7 protein-coding genes and 3 pseudogenes are annotated in these 12,587 nt (G+C 60.1%); 8 read left to right on the forward strand and 2 right to left on the reverse strand.

What is annotated here, in order from left to right; all coding sequences use genetic code 11:
• The first annotated feature begins 7 nt into the window (after positions 1-7).
• The 3 genes from HAP54_RS13900 (at position 8) to HAP54_RS13910 (ending at position 5,459) form a co-directional block, all read left to right on the forward strand.
• Positions 8-760 carry a hypothetical protein gene (locus HAP54_RS13900; protein ID WP_166300726.1) on the forward strand — a complete coding sequence of 251 codons (753 nt, stop codon included), beginning with the start codon at positions 8-10 and terminating at the stop codon, positions 758-760.
• 224 nt (positions 761-984) lie between these two features.
• Positions 985-4,431: a phage tail protein gene (locus HAP54_RS13905; protein WP_166300729.1), complete on the forward strand. Its 3,447-nt coding sequence runs from the start codon at positions 985-987 to the stop codon at positions 4,429-4,431.
• 233 nt (positions 4,432-4,664) lie between these two features.
• On the forward strand, positions 4,665-5,459 hold the full coding sequence (locus tag HAP54_RS13910) for a LuxR C-terminal-related transcriptional regulator (RefSeq protein WP_224741270.1): 795 nt from the start codon (positions 4,665-4,667) through the stop codon (positions 5,457-5,459).
• Positions 5,460-5,672: 213 nt separating this feature from the next.
• On the opposite strand, the gene HAP54_RS13915 is transcribed toward HAP54_RS13910, so the two are convergent.
• Together HAP54_RS13915 and HAP54_RS13920 are read right to left on the reverse strand one after the other, a co-directional pair.
• On the reverse strand, positions 5,673-6,242 hold the full coding sequence (locus HAP54_RS13915) for a hypothetical protein (RefSeq protein WP_166300735.1): 570 nt from the start codon (positions 6,240-6,242) through the stop codon (positions 5,673-5,675).
• Between the two features lie 109 nt (positions 6,243-6,351).
• A pseudogene (locus tag HAP54_RS13920) lies at positions 6,352-6,572 on the reverse strand (IS3 family transposase); the annotation flags it as partial.
• 822 nt (positions 6,573-7,394) lie between these two features.
• On the opposite strand from HAP54_RS13920, the gene HAP54_RS13925 reads away from it, so the two are divergent.
• The 5 genes and pseudogenes from HAP54_RS13925 to HAP54_RS13945 all read left to right on the forward strand — a co-directional run.
• Entirely contained in the window at positions 7,395-7,847 is a 453-nt protein-coding gene (locus HAP54_RS13925; protein ID WP_166300738.1) for a hypothetical protein, read from the forward strand.
• A 3-nt stretch (positions 7,848-7,850) separates the two neighbouring features.
• Positions 7,851-9,164 carry a hypothetical protein gene (locus HAP54_RS13930; RefSeq protein WP_166300741.1) on the forward strand — a complete coding sequence of 438 codons (1,314 nt, stop codon included), beginning with the start codon at positions 7,851-7,853 and terminating at the stop codon, positions 9,162-9,164.
• A gap of 554 nt (positions 9,165-9,718) precedes the next feature.
• Positions 9,719-11,209, forward strand: a pseudogene (gene istA, locus HAP54_RS13935) (IS21 family transposase); the annotation flags it as partial.
• A gap of 8 nt (positions 11,210-11,217) precedes the next feature.
• Positions 11,218-12,081, forward strand: coding sequence for an IS21-like element helper ATPase IstB (gene istB / locus HAP54_RS13940; RefSeq protein WP_166294386.1), 864 nt, complete (start codon positions 11,218-11,220; stop codon positions 12,079-12,081).
• Positions 12,056-12,586, forward strand: a pseudogene (locus HAP54_RS13945) (IS66 family transposase); the annotation flags it as partial. The gene istB and the pseudogene HAP54_RS13945, both read left to right, overlap by 26 nt.
• Position 12,587 lies beyond the last annotated feature (1 nt).

A 12,587-nucleotide genomic window follows, 5' to 3' on the forward strand; every position in this document is an offset into this window, starting at 1 on the left:
TTAGATCATGAGCACGACTTGCAATGACAAGTGCGCAGAGACAGTCGGCGGTACGCTTGAACGGCCGCGCTATTCGCCCGGGCTGATCCTGCAAGACACCGACCTCACCGCTGCCGTTGACTACACGCGTAATCTCAATCGGCTACTGTTCCGCTCGCTGTTCGGCTGCGGTGTCATCTGCGGGCTCGAAGTAAGCGTCATCAAGGATGAATGCGGCATGAAGGTTTTCGTCGCCCCTGGCGTCGCGCTCGATGCCAGCGGGAATGCGATCGAAGTGACGCGGAAGATGTCGATGGCGCTCGACAAATGCAAAATCGATCTCGCTTCTACCGGCACCGCAGAAGTCAAGAACCTTTGGGTTCTGCTGCGCAACAAGGAAAAATCATGTGCACCGCGAGGTGTCGTCTGCGACGTCGACGAAGAGGACATGCCGACCCAGACGACGCGTGTACAGTCGTGCGCGGAGGTCACGATCGTTGCGGATCTGCCGAAGTGCATGTGCGGTTACAGCTCGAATTTTCCAGACCTCAGCGATAGCCATGCCGCCGTACTGATTGGGAATAAAGAACTCACGCTGCCCCAAACCGAAAAATGCGAAGCCGGTTGCGGCTGCGGTGGAGATTGCGGTTGTGGTGATCCCGTGCTCCTCGCGTGGGTACACAAATTCGAAAATGGGAAGTGGGGTCCAATCCACCGAGGTATTCGCCGTTTCATCCGACCGACGCTGCTTCCTGATCCCATCAAGGATAAGGCTCCTTGAGCGTGGTATCAGCAGCGGCACTTGGCGGCGATGATAGATTGGATGATAGATGACAAACGTCGCCTTTCGTAGTGCGCAGCGGCTCGCCAAAGATCAGGTCGTCAAAAGGTGAATAACCTGTGGCATCGGTCCGTCAGCCCGTAAAAGCGGTCCAGCCAGAACGACGAGTCGTTCCGGCTGTCCGGCCGCCCGCGCGCGTGCCGGCACCATCGAGTACAGCGGCGTTGCAAAGCCGGATCGGCAATTCCGGCATGCAGCAATTGCTGCTGCGACGCGAGGCCGAACGGACGGCGCCACAGCGGGGAGATGCCCAGGCATCTGCCAGGCCGGCCGAGTCAACTCCGCCGCTCGCCGCAACCGCAGCCGCGCGGGCAGGCGCGCCAGCGGGCGGCGCCGCACTCAGCGCGGCTCCCGGCGTGGCAGCTGCAGCGACCCCCGTCGCCAAGGACACGTCAGCCGGCGCCGCGGCGCGAGCCGCTGCTCGGGCGGCGACCGGGGATGAGGCCGTCGCCGCTGCGCCGCTGCGCCCCGTTGGTACCAGCCCGGCGCTCACCCAACTTACTGGCCGGGTTGCGGGAGAGGCGCGCAAGCAGGCGGCGCATCCGCATGCCGGAGGCGCGGTTCGCAATGCGCAGGCCGCGGCTGTCGCGCCGGGCGCGGCTGCGCGGAGCGCAGCCGCGAGCGCCAGCGTGATCAGCCTCGCTGCCGCGCCGACAGCCGCGTTCGAAGCGCAGGCATTCAAGACCGCGCTGCGCGCCAAGCTCGCGCAGAAGATGGCGCCGCCCGCGAGCGCCGAGGCTGCGCAGAAGGCGCTCGAAAGCGGGACCGCCCAGCAGGTCGGTGTCGAGATGAAGGCCGAGCTTGGCCAGCACAAGGATGCCGCGACCGGCGGCCTGCCGGCCGCTGCCGCCAATCCGGCCAGTCCCACGGCATTCCCGCAGGGGCAGCCTCCCGATATGGCGCCGCTGCCGGTGGCGGCGGCACCTTCCAATCCGGGCGGCGCCGGCGCGGTACCCGCACCATTGCCGCCCGCGGCGCTCGACACCGGCGCCGACCGCGTTGCCGCCGATAAGCAGCTCGCCGGGGAGGAGATCAACGACCAGCAGCTGCGCAAGTCGAACGAATCGCAGTTCACGGCCGCCAGCGATGCGCGCGCCGCCGCGGAGGAGCATTCGAGCACTGGCCCGGCCGAAGTCAGGCAGGCGGAAGAGGGCATCCGTTCGAATGCGCAGGTGCAAGCCGGAGTGCTGCTGGGACAGGGGCTCGCCGGAATTGCCGGTGCCCGCGTCAAGGGGTTCGGACAGGTCACGGGCGCGCTAGGCACCACGAAAGAAAAAGACGAAGCGGCGCGAATCAAGATATCGGCCGACCTGGAGGCGATCCACGTCAAGACCCGCACTCAGGTCGAGCAATTCCTCAAGGAAATGGACGACGGCGCGACCGCGCTCTTCGAGAAGGGACTTGCCGAAGCGCTGGCGGCCTTCGACGCGGAGCGAATCCAGCTTGAGCGGGCGATGCGGCTGAAGCGCTCCGACGAATGGTCGGATTTTGGCGTCTTCGGCGCCTTAATGGGCTATTTCTGGGACCTCGACAAGGCACAGGTCGAGCAGGCTATCGCGGGCGCCAAGGCTGCCTACAACCGGGTGGTCGAACGTGTCATCGACGACGTCGCGAACTTGGTCGGACAGAAGCTTGCGGCAGCCCGCGGTGCCGTGATCGCCGGCCGCGCCGAGGCCGAGAAATACGTCGCCGGCCTGTCAACTGGCGTGAAAGCAATCGGCGAAGCGGCGCTGGAAAAAATTTCGACGCAGTTCGACACCCTTGCCGGCGACATCGACACCCGACGGGACGGCCTAATCGACAAGCTCGGCGAGAAATACACCGAGGCCTGCCGCGAAGTCGATGCCCGCGCCCAGGCATTCCGGGACGCGAACAAGTCGTGGTGGGACCGCGTCAAGGAGGCGGTGAGGGCCGTCATCCAGACGCTGCGCGAACTCAAGGCGTTGCTCATCTCCATCGCTACCAAAGCGGCGGCGGTCGCCCGCAAGATTCTGTCGGATCCGATTCAGTTCCTCAAGAACCTCGTCACCGGGGTCAGGATGGGGCTGGAGCTCTTCGTCTCCAACATCCTCACGCATCTGAAGGCAGGACTCTTCAGCTGGCTGTTCGGCACGCTTTCGGCGGCCGGCATTCAGCTGCCCGAGCGGTTCGACGCCAAGGGTATTTTCGGTCTCATCGCCTCGGTGCTCGGCCTCACCTACGCCAACATCCGCGCCCGCGCCGTATTGCAGCTCGGCGAGCCGATGGTGGCGCGGCTGGAAATGGTCGCCGAAGTGTTCAAGGTGCTGATCACCGAAGGGCCGATGGGCCTCTGGCACATGCTGATGGAGAAGCTCGAGGCGCTGAAGGAACAGGTACTCGGCCAGATCCGCGAGATGCTGATGGTCCAGGTCATCAAGGCCGGCGTCATGTGGTTGATCGGCTTGCTCAACCCGGCTTCGGCTTTCATTAAGGCCTGCAAGGCGATCTACGACGTGGTGATGTTCTTCATCGAGAAGGGTAAGCAGATCGCCGACTTCGTCAACGCCGTGCTCGACAGCCTCGGCGCGATCGCCTCGGGTCAACTCGGTGGCGTCGCCAAGATGGTCGAAGGCGCCCTTGCCAAGGCGGTTCCCGTAGTCATCGGCTTCCTCGCCGGCCTGCTCGGCCTCGGCGGCTTGAGCGAGAAGATCAAGACCATCGTTGCCAAGATCCAGGCGCCGGTGAGCAAAGCGATCGACTGGGTCATCGCCAAAGCGGTGGGATTGGTGAACAAGGTGGGCGGGCTGTTCGGCGGCAAGAGCAAGGAGGAACCTGACAATCCGGAGAAGACCATCAAGATTCACGCGGGTCTAGCCTACCTGCACGCCGCGGAAGCAAAGCATCTCCGCGATTCAGTTCTTGAGGAGAAGGACGCCAAAGCGATTGCCGCAGACACTCGCAAGCAGCACCCGGTGTTCGCGACTATGAAGGCCCATCAGAAGGGCAGGCTCTGGCAATACACCTATACCGCTAGCCCCGAAAGTACCGTGGGTGGTGCCAGTGCTGCCGAAGAGGCGTTCAGCCTGGGCAATATAGAGATCAAGGATCAGGCGAAATGGGAGCGCCTACTCAAGGCGGCAAATACAAGCGGTCGTGAATATGAGTTAGCAGTCCAAACGAATGTCGTCACCGGACCACTTCGCGAACAAATGGAAGAAGAAACTGGCGTTCCGATAGACGTCACTCTCGAGAAGTCCAGAAAGCGATCAGCCGAGTATCTGGCCAGAATGCAGATACAACGTGGCCATAGGACTGCGAAGGACAGCCGGACACCCGATGCAACAGTTGAATTCTTGGGGCCAGGAGGGAGGGTCACACAGGTATTCATTGTCGAGATCACGCTTCAGCGTGATTTTAGCAAAGTGGCAAGAGACTTCAGTGGAAAAATGTCGCACAGCAAGGCGACTCAGCTATTCTTGACGCTTGAACAGATGGTTGACAAGTACGGAAGCAACGTACCGATAAGATACATTTACCTCTGCCCGGGCGAACCGACGCCCGAGACCAAGCAAATGATTGTCGACCGGCTTAAGCCTCCAAGAATGAGGAACGTGACTGTTGTCTGGACCATCGTGAGTGGTCCGAAGTGACGCACACGATGAACCGCCGTTCAAACGAACCAAAGTCTTTCGTTCTCGGCAGCGCGTGCTGGATCGCTGTGGCCTTGATACGAAAGACTGTGGCCTCGAAACAGGTTAGGCAGCATCTCGTGGCGGCCTTTCATCTTGTCGGGGTGCCCGTGCGGGTTACTCGCGCCACCATGCGGCACGGCGTCGCTACGACCAAGCCTTCTCCTTGACGTTGAATGACTTAGCAGGCTATCGTGCTGGTATTCTATACTTGTAGTAGTCTTTGGAAGCTCTGGCCGCCTAAAGGTATCCACGGTCACATATCACGTTGGTTTGTGCCGTCGGAATTCATTGTCGCCACCGTTGTTCATGCGGGGGATAGTATGCGTATCGGGGTTATGACTCCCGTCCGTCTGCTAGGCGAGGGAGTCGCAATATCAATTGCCTCCTGCGACAAGTCGATCGTCACGGATGTGGTTTGGGATTTGTCGCTGTTGCGCGATTTGGCGGGGCGTAAGCCGTTCCTCGACGCTGCAATTATCGATGTGACCCAGGCGATCGATCTTGACGAAATCCGCGACTTCCACATCGTCCATCCGCTACTGCCCCTTCTAGCACTTGGCCTGCGTGAGCACGAGGCGGACGTGGTGGCCCACGGCCGCGCCGGCTTCGTAGGCTATATCCGCCGCAGCGATGGAACGGCCGAACTGTACCAAAAAGTCCGAGATGCAGTAGCCGGCCGCTTCTCCTGCTCGCCTGAAATGGCGGCCGGCATCATGCGGGCGCTATCTCGCAGTGCCGCAGCGCCGCGGCAACCGGTGTTCGATCTCTCGGGTCTCACACCTCGTGAGGAAAACGTCGCTCGGCTCGTCGCACGGGGCCTTTCCAATAAGGAAATTGCTCGCGACCTGGCGCTGAGCGAGTCGACCGTCAAACATCACATCCATAACATTTTCGGGAAGATGGGACTCTCGCGCCGCTCGCAGATGATGCGTGCAGTTCTCGACGATCCGCGGAATGTTGCCGAAGCACGGCGTTTGTCTGCGTGAGTATTGCGATTATAAAACGGCGCCGCAGTATCGGGAGTTCGTATCGTGAACGGCATCCACTTCATAATCCGCCGCGCGCGATTTTAAGTGCTAGGTTTGAAGATGTACGTTGTTGGCCAGCAAACCTTGCGCTGGCATGTATCCGTGGCCGGTCTGCTACAAAATGTGAACGCCCGCCTATCCCATTGCAGACATTTGCTAACGGTCGCGACATCATCGGCCCCCGATCTCTTCCCGGATCAGCGTGGCGGCTTCTTCATAAGCATCGGCAAAAGTATCGAACCCGCTGGAGGAAAACCCACTGTGCTCTGGAGAAGCGGGCTTGTTCGCCACTTTGTTTAAATAGTTCTCCATCGTTCTGAGGTGCGGCTTTAACTCACTGCTTCTCCGGAAAATGCCCGCGCTGTTACGCTTGTGGAGCTCCACGGAGGCCTGTAGGCGGTTAAGGTCGTCAATGTCGGTGTTTGTGAACGTGCGAGAGGCCTGGATCCTCCGCCTTACCAACTTCACATCCATATAAGATCTGCTTAGTTCGGTCATTATATCATGCCGCAGTTTACTGGAATCCCTCTGCTGTTGAATGCTCTCCTTAAAACGCTCAATTACCACAGACGTCACGATGCCTAACACGCCGACTAAGCCAACCTGAAGCAGCGCGCGCACCCATTCCGCCTCATGTTTCAAGACCACCGGTGCAGCGCACAGGCTAAACGCCAACGCTCCACCAAGACCGCCAACCGCAATCAGCACGAGCAACAATAAGAGCGAGAAGTGCTTCCGCACAATTCACCTATCCAAGGTGAGAACCAGCAGCTTGGGCGCCGACCAGCTTACCATCTTACGTAAATTGTTGCTTGTGAGCTACTGCCGGTTTGATGGACACCGGGTTAAGCTAATCCCACCTGCGGTCGAACTCAACTGGGCTGAGATAACCGATGGTTGAGTGCCCAGGGCGATGTAGTCGAACACATCAGCTCGTGCCTCCTCTGGTCTGGTAGATCTTGCCGGTTGTCCGTTCGGTCATGAGGGAGGAGAACAAGCTCTCCATCGCCGCATTGTCCCAGACATTCCCGAGCGGTTCATGCTGCAAACAATGCCGTGGTCGGCCATCAGGATCTTGGTGTCCATCAAACCGGCAGCAGCTCAGTTTTCCATCCGCTTGTAGTAGAGCGTCAAGCAACTCAAGCGCTGGCTTGGTCCAGTCGACTGGTGGGCATGTCTTGCCCTTGCGAAGCAACTGCCCGGGGCGGGTCCTTCCTCAGGCCGCCACCTCTACGGTGCAAGAGCGCCCCAAAAGCTCGCCAGCCGCAGCCGCGGTTTTCTGACCTGACAACCCTGTCAACCTGACCAACGTAGCGCGTCAACCTGTCAACCGTGTCAACCCAGATTTTGAAATCTGCGGCTGGCGAGTTTTTGGGGCGCGTTTGTGCCGTGTGGGGAGGGATCGGGGAAGGACCCGTTGTGGCTACCGATCCTCGGATCACGTTTAGATCCGGAGCAACGTTGAGGTCGAGCGGACGGAAGTTGTCTCCATCGAGCCGGATATCTGACCTTGGTTACGCGTTCTGTGTTGTCAGCTAAGGCCCATAACCAGACTTCCCGCCAAGGTTTTTCAAGCCCTGCTCTACTTCTTGTGAGGCTGTTCCCTGGTCCGAAGAAAAATGCGGCTGTGACCTGCTCATTGCTCATCGTACTTGCATCAACTTGGTCATGAGCCCGGCTTCAATCTCCATTGACGGTTTACGCGCGCGGATCGCGAGGCGAATCGATGGGGGACAGCCCTCGGCGACCAAGCCGCATCATTCAACATAATCAGAACCATGCGATCTAAGTCTTTGATTTCGAACAGACTGGGTAAGCCAGCTTTGATTGTCATTGAACCGACAACTAAAAATTGATGTAGTGTGCCGAGCTGCTGTCTAGGAGGTCATCGTCATGGATGCGGAAGAGTTGCTTACGCAAGCGAAGCGCGCAGTCGGGCAGAACGCCTATGTGATGTACCCGCCCACGAAACGTCCGTTGATTCCAGAAGCGGTGGTGTGGGGCTTCGCATCTGCTTGTCTGCTCGAGTTCGTCAAGCCATTTTTTGATTTCAAAGGATTGGGTGAGGTCGCCAATAAGCATGTAACCGGTCTCCTTCAGGCCTGGCGGGACAAGGCGAGCTTCGAGGAGCACTGCCGAACGGAAGGCGTCGATGCTGCCGTGTTGGCCGCGCTGGAAGCTGTCCCAAACAACGTGACGTCGGATCAATCCAAAAAGGGGGTGGAAAACCTAACTTCCGCGCTGAAGCAGATTGGCGTCAATGAGCAGGACGCAGCAGTGTTGGCTGACAAGATCAAGAACGCGGTCGCGCCAGCCGCTAACACCGCCGCAGCAAAGAAGAGCTAAGCCGTGCCAGAGGGCGAACTCTTCGACGGCGTGCACCTCGAATGGTCCTTCTATCCCGCTTTGGAGCGATTTTGCGTTGTCTTCTCGATGATGAAGGAGCAACGCCTCGAGCAGACCCGGTTCAAAGTCGGGGTCATGAGTGAAGCACACGATCCAGGGTCTAAGGAGCGTATTTGGTGGCACTCTAAGACTGGCGGCAGCGAAGAGTGGGTCAGCATCAATCCTGGCGAATTTCGTACAACCCCACCAGAACTTCCGTGCACTATTCGCGAGATGCCCGAAGGATTTCGAGACCTTTCGATGCGTAGCATCTTAAGCCGGATTGTCGAGCGAGCGTCCACCGTCCCCCCTATGTCTAGGTTCGAGCGCATTGCGCTTAACCGCGCGAAGTCGATCCTCGCGGGCGACTCCCAACAGGCATGTCTAGAACTATGCCGCAGAATTCGCGCCGAGCGGCTTACCAGCAGGGAGCAGTACCAAGCGTTCTGCGACCGATTGTTCGACGAATATTTGTTCGGCATGCGGTGTACGGTAATCGACTTCACTATGGCAATGATGCTGTTCAGGTTGCCACCTACGCTCAACAACAGCATCGGAGAGGATTGGGCGACTGACCCCGGTGCCTATCTTCGGCTGTACCTTGAGGCGATGGTGAAAGATCCGGCGGCCTTCCCCAAGCTCGTGGAGGTCGCTCATGGCGAGCGGTCGCGCGCGCTCGAAACCGTCGATAAGGCACTTGAAAGCACGATGCGAGAAATGCCGCGACAATTTCTGCATGCCGCGCATCAGTTTCTTACCGCACACTGCATCGTAGATATGATGGTCAAAGGTGGAGTACCGGAGGACAGGTTGCCGTTTCGGGCGAACTTGGCTGACGAAGGCTTCGCCTGTACGTTCGCCGGCATTCAAAGCGGGGCGGAGTTATTTCTTTCGCATCCGAACACCTTGGCGTTGCTGTTACCGAGGGAGCGCGACGGACGGATCGGTCGTGAGGCGAGAAGTTTCATCGAGCGGCAAAGCTCTTCTATTCAACCCAACTTTACAAGCACATTCGGCAAGATCCTTTTGGCAAAAGCCAAGTTGCAGTCGGCTGACCAGTCGGAGTTTGAGTCCGGCTTGAGCACTCTGCTCACGCTAGAAGAGGAACTCTCCCTGCTCGAATACGAGCTGGAGAGAGAATGGATCGATTACTCCTTATTGGAAGCGTATCAGCGGGTCGGGAACGAGGAAGAGGCAGCCAAAAAGGCTGCTCGGATTGCAGGGCAATCCGCTTTCAGAATAGGCCTTTCCAAGATCGACGACGACGCAAACGACTAAATTCACAAGGAAAAACGCTTCGCATAAGGTATTCCGCCGCAACTTCGACGCTGCGTGCCCCCTCACAGGGGGCACCCCGACCATCAGATTAGAAAGCCGCGGGCCCCCCACAGCGCGGACAAGGCGTGGCCGTGATTTCGTCCGCGTTGCGTATCGCCCCGGGGCATACGACTGACATACCGCGGTAAACCGTTGTGCGATCCTCTTGCACTCTTCGCGCGCCCCCGGGGCAAGCGGCGACCGCTGCCGCGCTCTGCGTCTGCGTTTACCGACATGCTAGTGCCGTACATGCGCGATGTGTTTCCTATCTCGCAGCCCCCTAAAGCGCGCTGCATTGAAAGCTGCATCGAGCCAGCGGCGACCAACCACGCCGCACCGTGACGACACTTCCGTAACGGGTCAAAGCCGACAGTAGCGCCATCATGTTTACTTCCACTCTATGTCATTCGGCCTGCAATATTGACCCCCTAAGCCGGGGGATCGGCGTCCAAAATTGACCCCCTACAGATTGATCTGTTGCGCTGCCTGCTTTGGAACGAAGCAGGTGGTGGGGGATGCTGATCGTGGAGACAATTGCCCGGATCCGGCGCGAGCACTTCATCAAGGGCAAGACGATCAAGGAGATCGCCCGTGACCTGAAGGTGTCGCGGAACACGGTCCGGAAGGTGCTGAGGTCGGGAGAGACCTCCTTCGAGTACGAGCGGCAGGTGCAGCCGCGGCCAAAGCTGGGACGATGGGCAGTAGAGCTTGACGGATTGCTGGCGGCGAACGCGGCCAAATCGGCTCGTGAACAGCTGACGTTGATCCGGATCTTCGAAGAGCTGCGCGGCCGCGGCTACGACGGCGGTTACGATGCCGTGCGGCGTTACGCCAGGCGGTGGAGCAAAGAACGCGGGCAATCGACCGCGGCGGCTTATGTCCCGCTGAGCTTTGCCCCAGGCGAAGCCTACCAGTTCGACTGGAGCCACGAGGTGGTCTTGCTGAGCGGGACCACGGTGATGGTGAAGGCCGCCCATGTCCGGCTCTGTCACAGCCGCATGCTGTTCGTGCGGGCCTATCCGCGGGAGACGCAGGAGATGGTGTTCGACGCCCACGACCGGGCGTTCGCTCTGTTCAAAGGCACCTGCACCCGCGGCATCTACGACAACATGAAGACCGCCGTAGAGACGATCTTCGTCGGTAAAGGGCGTCTCTACAATCGCCGCTTCCTGCAGATGTGCAGCCACTATCTGGTCGATCCGGTCGCCTGCACGCCGGCGTCGGGCTGGGAGAAGGGGCAGGTCGAGAACCAGGTCGGGCTGGTCCGGGAGCGCTTCTTCACGCCGCGGCTGCGGTTCAAAAACCTCGACGAGTTAAACGCCTGGCTGCTCGACAAATGCATCGCCTACGCCAAGGCTCATCGCCACCCGGAGCTGGTCGATCAGACGATCTGGGAAGTGTTCGAAGCCGAGCGTCCCAAGCTCGTTCCCTATGCCGGCCGCTTCGACGGCTTCCATGCGGTGACGGCATCGGTCTCGAAGACCTGCCTGGTGCGCTTCGACAACAACAAGTACTCGGTCGCAGCCAGCGCAGTCGGACGGCCGGTCGAAGTCCAGGCTTATGCCGACCGCATCGTGATCCGTCAGGATGGACGCATCGTTGCCGAGCACCCGCGATCCTTTGGCCGCGGCGAGACGACCTATGATCCCTGGCACTATGTGCCGGTGCTGGCTCGCAAACCCGGTGCCTTGCGCAACGGCGCTCCCTTCAAAGACTGGGTGCTGCCGGCCGCGATCGAGCGGATCCGGCGCAAGCTTGCCAGCACCGACGATGGCAATCGGCAGATGGTCGACATCCTCACCGCGGTGCTGACTGACGGTCTGTCCGCGGTGGAAGCGGCCTGTGCCGAAGCGCTCGGTCATGGCGTCCATTCCGCCGATGTCGTGCTCAACATCCTGGCCCGTCAACGTGAACCCGCCCCACCGGCCAACATCATGACGCCGGCCGCACTGACGCTCCGTCATGCACCGATCGCCGATTGTGCCCGCTACGACAACCTCCGGAGGACCATCTGATGGAACGAACCCAAATCTTCGACCTCATGGGCGAGCTCAAGCTCTACGGCATGAAGGCTGCCTTCGACGAGATCATGGCAACTGCCGTCAAGCGCCAGCACGAACCTCAGCGCATTGTCGGCGACCTGCTTAACGCCGAGATCAACGAGAAGCAGGCCCGCTCGATCAAATACCAGCTGACCATTGCCAAGCTGCCGCTTGCCAAGGACATCGCCGACTTCCAGTTCGACGGCACGCCGATCAATCAGACTCTCGTCAATGATCTCGCCAGCGGCGGCTTCATCGCCCAGCAACGCAATGTCGTGCTGGTTGGCGGCACCGGCACAGGCAAGACCCACCTGGCCATTGCCATCGCCAGAAGCTGCATCCGATCCGGTGCCCGCGGCCGCTTCTTCAACGTAGTCGACCTCGTCAATCGCCTCGAGACCGAGACCCGCAACGGACGGCAAGGACGGCTCGCCGAGCATCTGACCCGGATGGACTTCATCGTGCTGGATGAACTCGGCTATTTGCCCTTCGCCCAGTCCGGTGGCCAGCTCCTCTTCCACCTCGTCAGCCGGCTCTATGAGCGCGCCTCCGTCATCGTGACGACCAATCTCGCCTTCGGCGAATGGCCGAGCGTGTTCGGCGACGCCAAAATGACCACAGCGCTGCTCGACCGATTGACCCATCACTGCGACATTGTCGAGACCGGCAACGATAGCTGGCGGTTCAAGAGCCGAGACGACGATCACGCCACCCGCGCTCGTCTCGCCTCCGCTATCCCGGCCAGCTCCGACGAGACGAGCGCTACCAGCAAAGCCCGCCGCACGAAGGGGTCAAAATTGGACGCCGATGAGGGGTCAAATTTGCAGGCCGATTGACACCCTGGAGGCGGTCAAGCGCATCGATGCACTGTTCGATATTGAGCGCGGCATCAACGGCCAAAGTGCCGGAGAGCGTCTGCGGGTGCGCAAGGAGCAAAGCGCACCCCTGCTGGCGGTGCTGGAAGCGTGGCTGCGCGAGCAGCGTGCTCGGCTATCGAACTCCTCATCGGTCGCCAAGCCAATCGATTACATGCTGCGCCGCTGGGATCGGTTCACTCGCTTCATCGATGACGGGCGGATCTGCCTGACAAACAATGCGGCGGAGCGCGCGCTGCGCGGTTTTGCTCTCGGCCGCAAGTCCTGGCTATTCGCCGGCTCGGAACGCGGCGCTGACCGCGCCGCCATCATGGCGACGCTGATCATGACGGCAAAGCTCAACGACATCGACCCGCAAGCCTGGCTGGCGGACGTCTTGGCCCGCATCGCCAGCACCCCGCAAGGTCGGCTCAATGAGCTGCTGCCTTGGGAATGGAAGAACAGCCCCGTCCAGTCTGCGGCCTGAT

Origin of the sequence: Bradyrhizobium sp. 2S1 (assembly GCF_011516625.5) — a bacterium.
Classification (GTDB): Bacteria; Pseudomonadota; Alphaproteobacteria; order Rhizobiales; family Xanthobacteraceae; genus Bradyrhizobium; species Bradyrhizobium septentrionale.